The organism is Janthinobacterium psychrotolerans (assembly GCF_001677885.1).
In the GTDB taxonomy this organism is placed as follows: domain Bacteria; phylum Pseudomonadota; class Gammaproteobacteria; order Burkholderiales; family Burkholderiaceae_D; genus Janthinobacterium; species Janthinobacterium psychrotolerans.
Genome location: NZ_LOCQ01000041.1, coordinates 18,703 through 34,205 on the forward strand (window position 1 = coordinate 18,703; position 15,503 = coordinate 34,205).

The 15,503-nt window shown below is 64.2% G+C and carries 12 protein-coding genes; 7 read left to right on the forward strand and 5 right to left on the reverse strand.

Translation table 11 applies throughout. The features are described 5' to 3' along the window. Nucleotides 1–161 precede the first annotated feature (161 nt). A complete protein-coding gene (locus ASR47_RS03580) occupies nt 162–2,441 on the forward strand; it encodes a TonB-dependent receptor domain-containing protein (RefSeq protein WP_065306397.1) in 2,280 nt (759 codons plus the stop codon). A gap of 108 nt (nt 2,442–2,549) precedes the next feature. On the opposite strand, the gene ASR47_RS03585 is transcribed toward ASR47_RS03580, so the two are convergent. Together ASR47_RS03585 and ASR47_RS03590 are read right to left on the reverse strand one after the other, a co-directional pair. Continuing rightward, nucleotides 2,550–3,893, reverse strand: coding sequence for a diguanylate cyclase (locus tag ASR47_RS03585; protein ID WP_150127679.1), 1,344 nt, complete (start codon nt 3,891–3,893; stop codon nt 2,550–2,552). A 215-nt stretch (nt 3,894–4,108) separates the two neighbouring features. Beyond that, nucleotides 4,109–5,302, reverse strand: a complete 1,194-nt coding sequence (locus tag ASR47_RS03590) for an aminotransferase-like domain-containing protein (protein ID WP_065306399.1) — start codon at nt 5,300–5,302, stop codon at nt 4,109–4,111. A 293-nt stretch (nt 5,303–5,595) separates the two neighbouring features. Between ASR47_RS03590 and ASR47_RS03595 the strand changes: the two genes are divergently transcribed. Then, nucleotides 5,596–6,765, forward strand: a complete 1,170-nt coding sequence (locus ASR47_RS03595) for an iron-containing alcohol dehydrogenase (protein ID WP_065306400.1) — start codon at nt 5,596–5,598, stop codon at nt 6,763–6,765. 60 nt (nt 6,766–6,825) lie between these two features. Here ASR47_RS03595 and ASR47_RS03600 read toward each other — a convergent pair whose 3' ends face one another. Continuing rightward, nucleotides 6,826–7,734, reverse strand: coding sequence for a DMT family transporter (locus ASR47_RS03600; protein WP_065306401.1), 909 nt, complete (start codon nt 7,732–7,734; stop codon nt 6,826–6,828). Nucleotides 7,735–7,837: 103 nt separating this feature from the next. Here ASR47_RS03600 and ASR47_RS03605 point away from each other — a divergent pair, with 103 nt between their 5' ends. After that, the gene (locus tag ASR47_RS03605; RefSeq protein ID WP_065306402.1) at nt 7,838–9,283 is read left to right on the forward strand and encodes an aminotransferase-like domain-containing protein; all 1,446 of its coding nucleotides are present in this window, start codon (nt 7,838–7,840) and stop codon (nt 9,281–9,283) included. Nucleotides 9,284–9,848: 565 nt separating this feature from the next. Beyond that, the gene (gene htpG / locus ASR47_RS03610; protein WP_065306403.1) at nt 9,849–11,768 is read left to right on the forward strand and encodes a molecular chaperone HtpG; all 1,920 of its coding nucleotides are present in this window, start codon (nt 9,849–9,851) and stop codon (nt 11,766–11,768) included. A 91-nt stretch (nt 11,769–11,859) separates the two neighbouring features. Here the strand turns inward: htpG and ASR47_RS03615 are convergent, their stop codons facing one another. After that, on the reverse strand, nt 11,860–12,276 hold the full coding sequence (locus ASR47_RS03615) for a hypothetical protein (protein ID WP_065306404.1): 417 nt from the start codon (nt 12,274–12,276) through the stop codon (nt 11,860–11,862). 80 nt (nt 12,277–12,356) lie between these two features. On the opposite strand from ASR47_RS03615, the gene ASR47_RS03620 reads away from it, so the two are divergent. From ASR47_RS03620 to ASR47_RS03630, 3 genes are all read left to right on the forward strand, one after another. Next, nucleotides 12,357–12,977, forward strand: a complete 621-nt coding sequence (locus ASR47_RS03620) for a TetR/AcrR family transcriptional regulator (RefSeq protein ID WP_065306405.1) — start codon at nt 12,357–12,359, stop codon at nt 12,975–12,977. Next, nucleotides 12,974–13,351, forward strand: coding sequence for a hypothetical protein (locus ASR47_RS03625; RefSeq protein WP_065306406.1), 378 nt, complete (start codon nt 12,974–12,976; stop codon nt 13,349–13,351). Before ASR47_RS03620 ends, ASR47_RS03625 begins: the two co-directional genes overlap by 4 nt. 72 nt (nt 13,352–13,423) lie before the next feature. Further along, nucleotides 13,424–14,467, forward strand: a complete 1,044-nt coding sequence (locus tag ASR47_RS03630; RefSeq protein WP_150127680.1) for a hypothetical protein — start codon at nt 13,424–13,426, stop codon at nt 14,465–14,467. Between the two features lie 6 nt (nt 14,468–14,473). Here ASR47_RS03630 and ASR47_RS03635 read toward each other — a convergent pair whose 3' ends face one another. Further along, nucleotides 14,474–15,502, reverse strand: coding sequence for a leucine-rich repeat domain-containing protein (locus ASR47_RS03635; RefSeq protein WP_065306408.1), 1,029 nt, complete (start codon nt 15,500–15,502; stop codon nt 14,474–14,476). Between the last annotated feature and the right edge of the window lies 1 nt (nt 15,503).

Sequence of the window (15,503 nt, forward strand, 5' to 3'; positions counted from 1 at the left end):
TGCGTCGTACGATGTGCATACGTGCGCCCATGCCATGAAAGCTGGTGCCGAGCTGATGGGCAACCCCGCTTGACTGCGCCATGAATGATATTGCGAATCATTCGCATCCATTGTATGATCTGCCTCGAATTTCATTTAGGCAACATCAGGCAAGGATCGCAATGACACTGAGCACCAAGCATACCGCGCGCGCAGGCGCGCCGACTCCGATGGCGGCCGCGCTGGCCCTGGCGCTGGGCGCCTGTGGCAGCGCCTGGGCGGCAGGTGCGGTCGACACCTCGAACGACAGCCAACTGCCCGCCATCAGCGTGTTTGGCGACGCCATCAGCGCCGGCACAGCCGGGCGCTCGTATATCAACAGCGAAGATATCGAACGCCAGCAGGCCGACAACGTGGCCTCCCTGCTCGACACCTTGCCTGGCGTCGACCTGGCCGGCACGGCGCGCCCGAGCGGCCAAAGCCTCAATATCTGGGGCTTCAACAAGGTGCAGGATGTGAAAGTCATCCTCGATGGCGTACCCAAGGGTTTTGAAAAATACCGCCAGGGTTCGATCTTCATCGAGCCGGAACTGATCAAACAGATCGAAGTGAACAAGGGCGCCCATACCAGCTTGTACGGCAATGGCGGCTTTGGCGGCGTGATCACGGTCGAGACCAAGGATGCGCAAGACATGCTCGAAGGCGACGCCAGGCTGGGCGCTTTCGTCAAGTATTCGCGCCACAGCAACAATGCGGAAGACGACGTGACGGTCGCCGCCTATGGCCGCACGGAAGACGGCCGCTTCGACGTGATGGCGTTTTCCACGCAGCGCACATCGGACGACCTGCGCAAACCGGACGGCAAGCCATTCCGCTTTTCCGCCATCGATGCGCCGTCGAAGCTGGTCAAGCTCAATGTGCGTTTGACGCCGGAACAATTGCTGACTCTGACCGCCATGCAAAGCGGCAGCACCGGCTGGGGCCCGTTCGCCGCCATGGGCGAGGATGTGCCGACGCCGACCGAAGCGGAAATCAAGCGCTATGGCCTGGAAGAAGCATGGCAGCGCAAGGCCGTCTACCGCGACCAGGACGACGACACCTATTCCGTCAAATGGCAGTACGCACCGGCCAGCAATCCCTGGGTCAAGCTGACGGCCACCGCCGGCTATTCGCACACCGACCAGCACGACAAGCGCCTGCCGTCGGCTTCGCTGGGCTCCTACCTGGGTTCGCTCGGCAATGAAAGCTGGGCCTCGTATGTGGACCGCATCGCCGAAATCCGCAATGAAAGCGTGTTTGCTACCGGCGCCTTGTCGCACGTGCTGATGACGGGCCTGCAGTGGCACAAGAACGTGCGCGACACGCTGATGTACTACCCGTCGTCGACGGCGCTGAAGGACCCCGGCTACAACTACGGCTATTTCCAGCCCTACTATATGCCGTCCGGACGCCAGGAAACGCGCGGCCTGTATGTGCAGGACGCGATCACCTATGGCGACGTGACCCTGACGGCGGCGCTGCGCCACGACCGCGTGGTGTCCGCTGGCGTGCCGAACGTGGCGTCGCGCTACAACAGCGCCTTGCCGGCCGCCGGCCACGATTTCAGCGAAAAAACCCATGCCGACTGGTCGCCGCGCCTGGGCCTGTTCTGGAAGGCCAGCAGCGCGCTGGCGCTGTTTGGCGACTTGAGCCGCAGCTGGCGTGCGCCGACCATCGACGAGATGTATTCGAATGAATATTATGTCTCGGCCCGCCTGGGTTCGAATACGCCGGGCACCAGCCGTGATTTGCTTGTTGAGCGCGTGACGGCGGCCCGCATCGGCGTGATGCTGCACCGCCAGGGCGTGTTCCAGGAGCGCGACGATGCGCAATTGCGCGTGACGGCCTACCGGAACCGGGTGGACGACAATATCGGTCCGCGCCTGGGGATACTGGTCGAAGGCTATGTGCCGGGCAGTGGCGCCGGGCTACCGGCGGGCCTGTCTTCCTACCGCAATCTGGCCGGCTTGCGTACCGAGGGGGTCGAGATCGAATCGTATTACAACTCGCCGCGCCTGTTTGCCAGTGCGTCGCTGTCGTCGCAGTTCGGCTCGCGGCGGGGCTCGCAGCGTGATCCCTGGGGACGCAATGAACCGGTATCGACGGTGGCGCCGGACAAGCTGATGGCGGGGCTGGGCTGGCGGTTTGCTGATCTTGGCGCGACGGTCGGGTGGCAGGGGCGGTTTGTCGCCAAACAGGACCGGGTGCTGCCGGTGGGGAATGTCTATCGCTTGCCGCCGTCGAAGGGGTATGCGCTGCATACCTTGTTTGCGTCGTGGAATGGGACGGGTGGATTCTGGCGGGGGACGGAGGTGAGGCTGACGGTGGATAATGTGTTTAACCACAATTACATGCCGTATCTGAGCGAGGCGGTCACTGGCGTTGGACGCAATGCGAAATTGAGCGTGTCGCGGAAGTTTTAAGAACAGCGGACCGGAGAGCCTTTGCTGGCGGCCTTGGCCTTTTTCATGGGTCTTGGGTGCGCGTCCTGTGTTTGTGCTCTTCTTCTTCTTCTTCTTCTTCTTCTTCTTCTAGCGCAGCACCAGCGCCTTGACCGTCTCCCACGCCGTACTGCCCGAATGGGTCGCGCGGACCCGGTTGCGGCCTTCTTCCTTGGCGACATACAGCGCCCGGTCGGCGGCGACGAACAGGGTTTCGCGGCTGTCGAGCTGGTGGGGGCGGATGGTGGCGACGCCGATGCTGACGGTGATCCAGGGGGAGGTGCTGGAGCGCGGGTGGGGCAGGTGCAGCGCTTCGATATGGGTGCGGATGGTTTCGGCGAGCAGCATCGCGCTTGCCGCTTCGGTTTCCGAAAAAAGCATCACGAATTCCTCGCCGCCGTAGCGGGCCGCCAGGTCGCCGGCGCGGCAGGCGTGGCTGTCGATTGCTTGCGCCACTTGCTGCAGGCAAGTGTCGCCGGCAGGGTGGCCCAGGCTGTCGTTGTACAGCTTGAAATGGTCGACGTCGAGCACCACCAGCGACAGCACGCCGCCATTGCGCACGGCGCGCTGCCATTCTTTGTCCAGGAAATTGTCGAAATGGCGGCGGTTGGCGATTTTTGTCAGCGGGTCCAGGTAGGCGGCGCGCTGCAGCGCGTCTTCGGACTGCTTGTGGTGGGTGATATCGTGCAGCAGGCCGATAAACAGCGGCTGGCGCAAATACATGGGCGTCAGCGCCAGGTCCATGCTCAGCATCTTGCCGTCGCGGTGGCGGATCGCCACTTCGCGCGTGCCGTGCTGGTGCGCGGTATCGGGGTTGGCCGCATGCATGGTGAAATAATCGAGATATTCCTGCGCCACGATGGGGCTGAGCAGCTCGGCGATCGAGCGGCCGGCCAGCTCGTTTTCGCGGTAGCCCAGATAGTGGTCGCAGGCGGGATTGGTGTACTGGATGCGGCCGTCGGCCTCGATGATCAGCAAGCCTTCGGCCATGTGGTTGACGATGGTGCGCAGGCGTTCGGCCTGTTCTTCCTGGGTGTTGCTGTTGCTGCGCATTTGCAGCTGCGCGCGCACGCGGGCGCACACTTCGGGCATGCGCAGCGGCTTGCCGATATAGTCGACGGCGCCGATGTCGAAGCCGGCCACCACGTCGTCGGTGCCGGTCCTGGCGCTCATGAAGATGACGGGGATGCGCCGCGTCAGCGGATTTTGCTTGAGCTGGTGGCAGGTTTCGAAACCGTCCATGTCGGGCATCACCACATCGAGCAGGATCAGGTCGGGCTGGGCGCGCTCGGCAATAGCGAGCGCTCGCTCTCCAGATAGGGCCACGTAGACCTGGTAGCCTTGTTCGCTCATCAATTTGCGCAGCAGCTCCAGGTTGGCCGGCGCATCATCAACGATCAATATCGCGGCTACGCGACGTTGCGCATATGCCATGCTGCCTGGACTCATTGCTGCCGGCCTCTATCTGATGGGTAGCACAGGCCAGCGATGCCACAGGAATCTGACCTGATATTAAAGTTACACTTTGATACAGATCATACCGCTTCGGCAATTTGTTTGGTGAAAAATCTAAGCTTTGTGTTGCGGAAATCATTGTAATAATGCTATGCCCGCAGCCCGGACAGGGCGGCGGGCATGTTGCAAGTCGCTTACAGCTTGGCGGCGATGAGTTTGCCCAGGATGGCGATGCCCTCACGGATACGCTCTGGCGGCACCGTCACGAACGACAGGCGCAGGGTATTGGTTTCGGGCGCGTTGGCGTAGAACGGCGCGCCGGGAACGAAGGCGACCTGCTGGGCGATTGCTTCGTCGAGCAGGGCCATGGCGTCGATATGCCCGGGCAGGGTGACCCAGATAAACATGCCGCCTTCGGGCCGGGTCCACGTCACGCCGGCCGGGAAGTGTTCTTGCAGCGCCTGCAGCATGGCCTGGCACTGGTCGCCGTACAGGGTGCGGATTTTCGGAATATGCTGCTCCAGAAAGCCGTCCTTGATCACCTCATGCACCACCATCTGTGTCAGTTGCGAGGTGTGCAGGTCGGCCGCCTGCTTGGCCAGTTCCAGGCGGCGCACCAGTGGCGGCGGCGCCACCACGTAGCCCAGGCGGATGCCGGGCGTGAGCACTTTCGAGAACGAGCCCATGTAGATCACGCCGTCCGGATTCATGTTCAGCATCTTCGGATACGGCTCGCCGCTGTAGCTCAGGGCCCCGTAAGGATCGTCTTCGATCAGCGGCAGGCCGTGGCGGGCGCAGGTTTCCACCAGTTCCATGCGGCGCGCCACCGACAGGCTGCGGCCGGTCGGGTTCTGGAAGTTCGGCAGCGCATACAGCAGGCGCGCGCCGTCGGCGACCGGATCGACCGACGACGGCACCAGGCCTTCGTCATCGGTGTCGACCGACATGAACTGCGGACGGTACACGGAAAACGCCTGCAGCGCGCCCAGGTAGCTCGGGGTTTCGACCAGCACGCGGCTGCCTTCGTCGATCAGCACCTTGCCCAGCAAGTCCAGCGCCTGCTGCGAACCCGACGTCATCAAGACCTGTTCCGGCGCGATCACGCTGCTGGCGGTCGACAGGGAATCGGCGATCCACTGGCGCAGCGGCAGGTAGCCGTCGGTCGGGCCGTATTGCAGCGCCACCTTGCCGTTGTTCGACAGCACCTTGTCGAAGGCCGCCTTCATTTCGCCGACCGGGAAGGTGGCGGGCGACGGCAGGCCGCCGGCAAAGGAGATGATCTCGGGGCGCTGCGTGATTTTCAGGATTTCGCGGATGAACGAGCTTTGCAGCTGTTCCGCGCGTTCGGCAAAGCGCCACTGGATCGGATTCGGGTTCTCAATTTTCATGCGTGTCTCACGGAAGATGCCGAGCTGCGCCGGCTGGTTGTATGGTCCGCTTGTGGCGGCCTTGTACGGGCGCCACCGGATAGGCACCGCCCAAACTGCCCGGCTATTGTACGACGGACTTGCCCGCATGCCCATGGTGGCCGCTGGCGCGTCTTGTCTCAGCTTGCGCCCGGGCGCCGCCTTATCACGACAGAGCCGTCGTTTATTGATCCAGGTCATTGAAACAAACGGGGAGCGATCCTAAAGTGCAACCGCCCCTCACGGGATTTAAAACTATCGCACTGGAGACGACTATGTCAGTTGTTGAACAAACATTTGGATTCTTTACGCCGACCGTGGCGTTGATGGGGGTGGGCTGCGCCAAGGAAATCGGCCCGCAAGCCAGGTCGCTGGGGGCCCGTCACGCCTTCCTGTGCACCGACGCAGGCATGGTGCGCCTGGGCCTGGCGGAAAAAGTTACGCACATGCTGGAAGCGGCAGGCATCAAGGTGACGGTATTTGGCGGGGCCGAGCCCAACCCCACCGACCGCAACGTGCACGACGGCGTGGCGCTATACCAGGCCCACGCCTGCGACGCCATCGTGACGCTGGGCGGCGGCAGTGCGCACGACTGCGGCAAGGGCATCGGCATGGTGATCGGCAATGGCGGCCACATCCGCGACTACGAAGGCCTGGACAAGACGACCAAACCCATGCCGCCGTTCCTGGCCGTCAACACCACGGCAGGCACCGCCGCGGAGATGACGCGCTTTTGCATCATTACCAACACCGATACGCATGTGAAGATGGCGCTGGTGGACTGGCGCTGCACGCCCGATATCGCCATCAACGATCCGCTGCTGATGGTCGACATGCCGGCCAGCCTGACCGCCGCAACCGGCATGGACGCCCTGACGCATGCCATCGAAGCATATGTGTCCACGATTGCCACGCCCATCACCGACGCCTGCGCCCTGCAAGCCATCGTCCTGATCGCCGAGTGGCTGCGACCGGCCGTGGCCCGCGGCACCAATGTGCAAGCGCGCGACAAGATGGCCTACGCCGAGTACCTGGCGGGAATGGCCTTCAACAGCGCCAGCCTGGGCTACGTGCACGCCATGGCGCACCAGCTGGGCGGCTTCTACAACCTGCCCCATGGTGTTTGTAATGCCGTGCTTCTGCCCGAGGTGTGCGCCTTCAATCTGATTGCCTGCCCACAGCGCTATGCCGACATTGCGCAAGCTCTGGGGGAAAACACCAGCGGCTTGTCCACCATTGCCGCCGCCGAGAAAGCCATCGACGCCATCCGGCGGCTGGCGCGCGATGTGGGCATCCCCCAAAATCTCACCGCCTTGGGCGTGCTGGAAAAGGATCTTGAAGCCATGGCCGTCAATGCCAGGAAGGACGCCTGCCAGGCCACCAACCCGCGCACCGCCACGCAGGAGCAGGTGGTGGAGATCTTCAAGGCAGCCCTGGTCGCCTGATCAGATGTTTCACCCCGCTCCAGCCAGCGCGGTTGCTGCGGGCCGCTGCCCAGCCTCGCCTTATTTCAGCTTGCGCCCGGCCGCCACCACCGCGATCACGGCGCCGGCAAACAGCAGGCTGTCGCTCGCCAGCGGCTCGCCGAGCAGCACGGCCGCGCCCAGCAGGGTCAGAAACGGCTGCAGCAGCTGCGTCTGGCCCACCCGCGCCACGCCACCGAGGGCCATGCCGCGGTACCAGAAGAAAAAGCCGATCAGCATGGAAAACACCGAGATATAGGCAAAGCCGCCCCAGGCCTGCACGCTGGCCTGGGCCAGCAGCGTGCGCTGCGGCCAGGCATGCCATAGCACCACCGGCAGCACGAACGGCGCGGCCAGCACCAGCGCCCAGCAGATCACCTGCTGGCCTGGCATGGCTTGCGCCAGGCGCCCGCCTTCGGCATAGCCAAGCGCACCCAGCAGCACGGCGGCGAACATCAGCCAGTCGGCCGCATGAAAGCTGCCGCCACCCTGGCGCAGCGCGAAGGCCACCACCAGCGCCGTACCCGTCACGGCCATCAGCCAGAAGGCCGGCGAGGGGCGCTCCTTGCCGCGCAAGACGGCAAAGACGGCCGTGGCCAGTGGCAGGATGCCGACCAGCACGGCGCCGTGCGCGGCCGGCAGGCTGCGCATGGCGAGCGAAGTCAGCAGTGGAAAACCGATCACGCAGCCGGCCGCCACCAGCGCCAGCGGCAGCCACTGGCCGCGATGGGGCGGTGCGGCCCGCTGATGCCACAGCCACAGCGCCGCCAGGCCGGCCGCCACCAGTGCGCGGCCCAGCGCCACGAAGATGGCCGGCAGTTCCGCCACCGCCAGCCGCGTGAACGGCAGGGTCAGGCTGAACATTGTCACGGCGATCAAGCCCAGCAGCAGGCCCTTGCGGTCGTCGCCGAGGCGGGGCAGGGTGGTGGCGAGGGAGGTGGTGGTCGGCATGGGTTTTCCTGCTCATGAAGTGGAAGTCAGTGCTATGCTAGGCGTGGTAGCAGTACAGTACAAATACACTTTGCTGCATACTTTTTAATACTGTAATGGTCGCATGAACAATACACCGGCTGCCTTGCTCCATTTGCTCGCGCGCGGCGCGGGCGAAACCCTGATCGACCAGATCGTGCGCTCGCTGGCCGCGCGGATCGACGACAAGCTGCTGCGCGGCGGCGCGCGCATGCCGTCGATCCGCCAGTGCGCGGCCAGCCTGCAGGTCTCCTGCGCCACCATCGTCGCCAGCTACGACAAGCTGGTGGCGCGCGACTACCTCGAATCGCGGCGCGGCGCCGGCTTTTACGTGCGCGAACGCGCGGCGCTGCACACGCCGCTGCCGCCAGCCACCGCGGCGCCCGGCGCGCCGCAGCCGATGGACGTGGTCTGGCTGATCCGCAATATGTTCCGCCAGGCGCCCGGCCAGGCCGCGCCCGGCTCGGGCATGCTGCCGCCCGAATGGCTCGATGGCGATCTGGTGGCGCGCGCGCTGCGCGATGTCAGCCGCCAGAGCGGCGCATCGATGATCAGCTATGGCCTGCCGCAGGGCTTCCTGCCGCTGCGCCAGCAACTGCAGATCAAGCTGGCCGGCCTGGAAATCGCCTGCCCGCCCGAGCAGATCGTCACCACCGTGGGCGTGATGCAGGCGCTGGACCTGGTGGCGCGCGAGTTCGCCCGTCCCGGCGATACCATCTTTGTCGACGATCCCGCCTACTGGCTGATGTTCGGCGCCTTTGCCGCCATGGGCATGCAGGTGATCGGCATCCCGCGCTTGAAGGACGGTCCCGATATCGCCGTGCTGGAACGGCTGGCGGCCGTGCACCGCCCGAAGCTGTATGTGATCAATTCGGTGCTGCATAATCCCAGCTCGACCTCCTTGTCGGCCGCCAAGGCTTACCAGGTGCTGCGCCTGGCCGAACAGCATGACTTCCTGGTGGTCGAAGACGATATTTATTGCGACATGCACCCCGGCGCCGCCAGCACGACGCAGCCGGCCACGCGCCTGGCCGCGCTGGACCAGCTGCGCCGCGTGATCTACCTCGGCGGTTTTTCAAAAAGCCTGGCGGCCAACCTGCGCGTGGGTTTTATCGCGACCTCGCCGGAACGGGCGCAGCGCCTGGCCGACCGCAAGATGCTGGCCACGCTCACCAGCAGCGATATCGGCGAGCGCGTGGTCTACAAGATTCTGTCGCAGGGCCTGTACCGCAAGCATGCCGAACGCCTGCGCGCGCGCCTCGACCAGGTGCGCGAGCCGACGTATCGGCGCATGGAACGCGCCGGCCTGCGCTTCGAACCGGCCCAGGCGGGTATGTTTGTCTGGGCCGATACGGGCCGCGACACCAGTGTGCTGGCCGAACAGGCGCTGGCCGAAGGGCTGGTATTGGGCCCCGGCAGCCTGTTTTCGCCGCGCCAGCTGCCGTCGACCCATATGCGGCTGAACCTGGCAACGGTGCAGGAAGAGCGGGTGTGGGATTTTTTCGATCGCGCGCTGGGTGCCGAGGCATAGCAGCTTCGTGTCGGCCAGCGTTTCGATGGGCAACCTGGGTTTTTCTACCGTTGGCATCTCGGATGCGACCTTTACCTTCGAGCAGCTGCTGGAAATGAATAAATATGTACTCTCGTTCAGTTAAGCTGTCTGACGCATGTAAATGCGAAGGCTTACCAACGTAAAAATGGCGGGCCGGAAACGCGAGCCTGAGAAAATGCCGATGGCGGCGTTGCAGCTCCTCGCCGTAGATGCGTACTGTCTTCGTCGCTGCGCCTTGCCCTCGACATTTTTCAGGCTCGCTTGGCCCGGGGTTCCTGTGCGGGCGACTGGGGTTTTAATCCGTTTTGCAGCTTTACCGGGAGCCTATTGACACTAACCGAACGGCATTAGGGTCGCCTGTGTATTGGGCCACATTCCGGCATCAACGCCGATCCAGATGAATCAGGCATGCCGGTCAGAGCTGTTTCAAATTCAGGCCCTGACAGCTGGGTACCGAGAATATTTGCATGTTGGCATCTTGAAATCGCCGCCGCCATCCCCAATTCTCTGACACTCGTCCCATTCACAAGACTATGAGGTAAACATGGCTGTCTCCGAAAAGCAAACACTGGGTTTCCAGACCGAAGTCAAGCAGATGCTGCATCTGATGATCCATTCGCTGTACTCGAACAAGGAAATCTTCCTGCGCGAACTGATCTCGAACGCCTCCGACGCGGCTGATAAATTGCGCTTCGAAGCGATCGACAATGACGCGCTGTATGGCAACGATCATGAACTGAAAATCAAGGTCAGCTTCGACAAGGAAGCGCGCACCATCACCATTTCCGACAACGGCATCGGCATGACCCGTGACGAGGCGATCTCGCACCTGGGCACCATCGCCAAGTCGGGTACCAAGGAATTCTTCGGCAAATTGTCGGGCGACCAGCAGCAGGACGCGGCCCTGATCGGCCAGTTCGGCGTGGGCTTCTATTCGGGCTTTATCGTGGCCGACAAGATCACCGTCGACACCCGCCGCGCCGGCGCCGATGCGTCCGAAGGCGTGCGCTGGGAGTCGGCCGGCGAAGGCGACTACAGCATCGAGACGATCGAAAAAAACGGTCGCGGCACCGACATCATCCTGCACCTGCGCGAAGGCGAAGACGAACTGCTGTCGAGCTGGAAGATCAAGTCCATCATCCGCAAATACTCGGACCATATCTCGCTGCCGATCGTGATGCGGAAAGAGGAATGGGACGACGAGAAGAAGGAAACCGTGGTCAAGGACGACCTGGAAACGGTCAACCAGGCCAGCGCGCTGTGGGCTCGCAGCAAGTCCGAGATCACGCCGGAACAGTACGAGGAATTCTACAAGCACGTCTCGCACGACTTCCAGGCGCCACTGACGCACACGCACAACCGCGTCGAAGGGCGCAGCGAATACACGCAGCTGCTGTACATCCCGGCCAAGGCGCCGTTCGACATGTGGGACCGCAACAAGCGCGGCGGCATCAAGCTGTACGTCAAGCGCGTCTTCATCATGGACGACGCCGAGCAGCTGATGCCGACCTATTTGCGCTTCGTCAAAGGCGTGATCGATTCGTCCGACCTGCCGCTGAACGTGTCGCGTGAAATCCTGCAGGAGTCGCGCGACGTGAAGGTGATCCGCGAAGGCTCGACCAAGCGCGTGCTGGGCATGCTGGAAGAACTGGCCAACGCCGACGAGCAGGAAAAGAAGGACAAGTACGTCACGTTCTGGAAGGAATTTGGCCAGGTCCTGAAAGAGGGCATCGGCGAAGACGCGGCCAACAAGGAACGCCTGGCCAAGCTGCTGCGCTTTGCTTCGACCGCCAACGACAGCGACGAGCAGGTCACCTCGTTCGCCGACTACGTGGCGCGCATGAAGGAAGGCCAGGACAAGATTTATTACGTCACGGCCGACAACTACGCCGCCGCGAAAAACAGCCCGCACCTGGAAATCTTCCGTAAAAAAGGCGTCGAAGTGCTGCTGCTGACCGACCGCGTCGATGAATGGATGCTGTCGTTTATCCAGGACTTCGAAGGCAAGGAACTGGTGTCGGTGGCCAAGGGCGGCCTGGACCTGGGCGCGCTGGAAGACGAAGCGGAAAAGAAAGAGCACGAAGAAACCGAAACCTCGTACGCCGAGCTGGTTGGCAAGATGAAGACGGCGCTCGCTGACAAGGCCAAGGATGTGCGCGTGACGTTCCGCCTGACCGATTCGCCAGCCTGCCTGGTGGCCGACGAGAATGAACTGTCGGGCAACCTGCTGCGCATGCTGAAAGCGGCCGGCCAGAGCGCGCCGGAATCGAAGCCGATTCTGGAGATCAACCCGAACCACCCGCTGGTAACGCGTCTGAAATATGAAGATGCCGAAGGCGGCAAGTTCGGCGACTGGGCCAATATCCTGTTCGACCAGGCCTTGCTGGCCGAAGGCGGTTCGCTGGCCGACCCGGCCAGTTTCGTCAAGCGCCTGAACGAATTGCTGCTCAATTCAGCGAAATAAGCACGCGCCGCCACGCCGCGGTGCATGTGGCCAAGCCGGTCCTTTTGTGATGAAAGGGCCGGCTTTTTTTTCAGGCAGGCGTTCTCGCCGTTCAGGCAACGAAGGCTGGCTTGCTCACCATCAGCGCGCAGATGATCAGGAACACCGTCACCTTGATCACCAGCCAGCTCTTCAGCCGCGTGGGCGAGCGCGCGAGCTCATTTTCAAGTTGTTTTTCTTCGCGGTCGGCCCACAGGTGATCGATGGCCTGCACGCCGACGAACAGCGCCAGCGACAGCCGCATCCAGCCGGTCTGCAGCCAGGCCCAGTGCAGCTGGTGCAGCAGCACCACGCCGCCCAGCAGCAAGATCCAGCCCGCAATGCCGATCTGCCGGTGCAGGATGTGCAAGGTGGCGCGGCCGGCGTCATTGCGCAGCAGGTGCAGCAGGCGTGGCGCCAGCAGCAGGGGGCCGACAAAGGCGATGGCGGCGGCGACGTGGATTATCAACAGCAACTGGTAGCTGGTCATGGTGTTCTCGTGGTGGCGGGGAGGCAGGCCCCGGAAGCGTTTAGAATACGGGCAAGCTCACTTGCCCACTACTCGCATTCATGGTCCCTTCCATCGCCGCCGCAAGCCACGCAGAACCGCGCAAGCGCCCGTCGCAGGCCCGATCGATTGCCGCCGTGGCGGCGATGGTCGAGGCGGCTGCTCGCATTATCGAAACGCGCGGCTGGGCCGCGCTGACCACCAACCATGTGGCCGAGCGGGCCGGCTTCAGCATCGGCTCGCTGTACCAGTATTTTCCGTCGAAAGAAGCATTGCTGGCCGAACTGCTGCGCCGCGAGCGCGCGCAGCTGCTGCGCGAGGTGCGGCAGGCCACCGAGACGGCAGCCAGCCTGGCGCCGGCGATCGAGCAGTGCATCGCCGCAGGATTGCGGCACCAGTTCGGCCGGCCCGCGCTGGCGCTGGCGCTCGAATACGTGCCAGCGTCGCTGGCCATGCACCAGGAAGATACGGTGCTGCGCCAGGCGTTGGACCGGCAACTGGCGGCCGTGCTGGCGCGCCATGGCGTGGCCGGCAGCGCCACGCTTGCCGCCGACCTGGTCGCGCTGTGCCGCGGCATGATCGACGCGGCGGCGCTGCGTGGCGAAACCGATGCGGCGGCGCTGTTGCCGCGCCTGTTGCGCGCCGTGCGGGCAGTGCTGCAGCCGGTGCCGGGGCCGCAATGAAACAGCGCCTGCTGGCCAGCCTGGCCGCTCACGCCCTGGCCTGCGTGCTGTTCCTGCTGCTGCTGTGGCTGGGCTTTGCCGTGCGTGAACACTGGTGGGGTGCGCTGCCGGCCAGCGGCGTGGTGGGCGCCTTGACCCTGGCGCTGCTGTTTTATGCGGTGGCGGGCGCCAACCTGTTGCTGGTGCTGCTGCCGCACGGGCGCATCAAGCCGCTGCTGTGCGTGGCGCTGGCGCTGGCGATACTGGCGTGCTTCCTGCCCGAGCATCCGTGGCGGGCACTGTATTACAGCGCGGCGGCGGCCGGCGCCAGCTGGCTGGGCGTGCTGGGCGGGCGTGTGCTGGAGCGGCGCAGCGGCGCGCGCCGGGCCGGTTGACGCCACCATGCTAGAATCGCCGACGTGCCAAGCGTGGCCGCATTCACGGGTAGACCCTGGGCAAACAGAATCATGAACACTTTATCGACTTATCGCCGCCTTGGCGGCCTGCTGTTATGGACCGCCTGCGCGGCCATGCCGGCCATCTCGCTGGCGAAGAACACGGCGCCGGCAAGCAGGGTGCCTGCGGCGCCGGCCATTGTGCTGCCGGCCGGTCCCTTGCCGCGCCTGAGCGACGAGCCGCAGGTGCGCGCCGCGCTGTTCGATTTCTTCGGCTATGCGCGCGGCAGCTATACCGACGACGATGGCCTGCTGCTCGAGCAGGCCATCGAAGCGCTCAGCGAACGGCGCGAGGTGACGCGCACCGTGCTGGCCGACGGGCGCGTGCTGCTCGCCTCCATGAACGACCGCAAGCAGGGCCGTGAACGGGGCGCCATGCTGCTCGACAAACGCGGCGTCATCATTGCCTTTGGCCTGGTCAATGGCCATTGCCGCCTGCAGGGCCAGCCCCTGGCCAAAGTCTGCAAGCCCGATCCGCAAGCCGTGCTGACGGTGTTTCACCGCAAGGGCATGCTGGTAGGCGAGGCCGCGCCACTGCTGGCCTGGGCCAGGAAATTGCCGCCGATGCTGGCGCTGATCGCCGCCGACGACGAAGCGGGCAGCGACGGGCAAAAGATCGCCAGCGTCGAATATGTGCTGTCGCAGCCGGTGCTGCCGGGCTGGAACCGCGCGCAATTGCCGTCGGGCTTTCCGTCCGCGCTGCTGCCCTTGCTGCTCGATAAATCGACCGTGCTCACCTCGTCGGGCGCCGGCGTGTTCGCCTTCCCGCCGGCATTGAGGGGCAAGAAGCAGCACAATCTGCTGGACGAAGCGGAAGGCCGCCCGCCGCGCGACCTGGAAGTGGCGCTGCGCAGCTATGCCAGTTTCGACAGCGTGGTCGAGCTGTACCGCAAGACCATCAAGGGCGCCCGTTTGCAGCGCAACGAGCGCACCGCCTACCTGCACGGCGACCTGGGGCAAGGCAGCTACCGCGTGTATATCCGCAATACCGGGTTTGACGGCGTGATGATCGACGTCGCGCTGTGGGAAAAAAAACTGGTAGCCGACCGCCGGTAGGTCGGGTTAGCGCTGCGCGCGTAACCCGACGCCACCATGGCCAGCCAGTGCCAGCAGCGCCGCAATCTCCGCATCGCGCTTGACCTTGCCGGTTCGCAGGCGCACCTCGGTCAGCGCCGCCGGCAGCCCCTGCGCCAGCAGCGCCTCGATATCGAGTCCGGTTTCGGACACCGACAACTGCCGCAGCGCCGCCAGCGACGCCAGGCCGGTCAGCTGCGCCAATGCCTTGCAGGTCAGCAGATGCAGCCGTTCCAGCCGCCCGTTGCCACGCAGGTCAAGCTGCGTCAGCTTGACCTGGTCTTCCACCCACAGCTGGCGCAGCAGCGGAAAGCGGGCCAGGTCGCCCAGGTCTTCCAGCCCGCGCACGCGCAGCACTTCCAGTTTCGTCAGCTGTGGCGCATCGACTTCGCTGATCGATACGCGCCCGCCCAGTTGCAGCAGCAGGTGTTCCAGCTGCGCGATGCCGGACACGAAATCGAGCGCCACCTTGTTTTTCATCCGGTACAGCGACAATCGCGTCAGCGCCGGCAGGCTGGCCAGCGTGTCGATCCGCGTGGCATGGCCCTCGATCGCCAGGGCGGAGAGCTGCGTGTAATGACGCAGCGGCGCCAGGTCGACATTGTTTTTGGCGCTCTCGCCCAGGTGCAGGTATTCCAGGTCATGCAGCTTGTCCAGCTGCAGGATGTCGGTTTGCGCCAGCTCGTACACGCCCAGGTCCAAACGCCTCAGGTGGCGCAGCTCGCCCAGCGTTTCCAGGTGCAGCGCATTGCGGTGGCAGTCGATGGCCAGGCTGGCCACATGCGGCAGCGCGCGCAGCATGCGGGCGTCAAAAACCCGGGGATCGTAGCCGTAGATGCGGATCGTCAGGGCCGTGCCATGGGTGGCGGCGAGACGGTCGAGCGCCGGCAGCAGCGGTTCCGGCTCGCCCAGGGTGTCGAACTGCACCAGCACCTGCCGGCCGGCGGCGACGGCCGCATTGATGGTGGACGCGTCGATCCGGTCCGGATTGTGTATCGTCAAGCTGGTCTGTTCCATC

Coding starts and splice junctions, on each gene's coding strand:
- ASR47_RS03615 (WP_065306404.1), bottom strand. CDS start 12,276: ATGACCAGCTACCAGTTGCTGTTGATAATCCACGTCGCCGCCGCCATC.
- ASR47_RS03580 (WP_065306397.1), top strand. CDS start 162: ATGACACTGAGCACCAAGCATACCGCGCGCGCAGGCGCGCCGACTCCG.
- ASR47_RS03620 (WP_065306405.1), top strand. CDS start 12,357: ATGGTCCCTTCCATCGCCGCCGCAAGCCACGCAGAACCGCGCAAGCGC.
- htpG (WP_065306403.1), top strand. CDS start 9,849: ATGGCTGTCTCCGAAAAGCAAACACTGGGTTTCCAGACCGAAGTCAAG.
- ASR47_RS03635 (WP_065306408.1), bottom strand. CDS start 15,502: ATGGAACAGACCAGCTTGACGATACACAATCCGGACCGGATCGACGCG.
- ASR47_RS03605 (WP_065306402.1), top strand. CDS start 7,838: ATGAACAATACACCGGCTGCCTTGCTCCATTTGCTCGCGCGCGGCGCG.
- ASR47_RS03595 (WP_065306400.1), top strand. CDS start 5,596: ATGTCAGTTGTTGAACAAACATTTGGATTCTTTACGCCGACCGTGGCG.
- ASR47_RS03630 (WP_150127680.1), top strand. CDS start 13,424: ATGAACACTTTATCGACTTATCGCCGCCTTGGCGGCCTGCTGTTATGG.
- ASR47_RS03585 (WP_150127679.1), bottom strand. CDS start 3,893: ATGGCATATGCGCAACGTCGCGTAGCCGCGATATTGATCGTTGATGAT.
- ASR47_RS03625 (WP_065306406.1), top strand. CDS start 12,974: ATGAAACAGCGCCTGCTGGCCAGCCTGGCCGCTCACGCCCTGGCCTGC.
- ASR47_RS03600 (WP_065306401.1), bottom strand. CDS start 7,734: ATGCCGACCACCACCTCCCTCGCCACCACCCTGCCCCGCCTCGGCGAC.
- ASR47_RS03590 (WP_065306399.1), bottom strand. CDS start 5,302: ATGAAAATTGAGAACCCGAATCCGATCCAGTGGCGCTTTGCCGAACGC.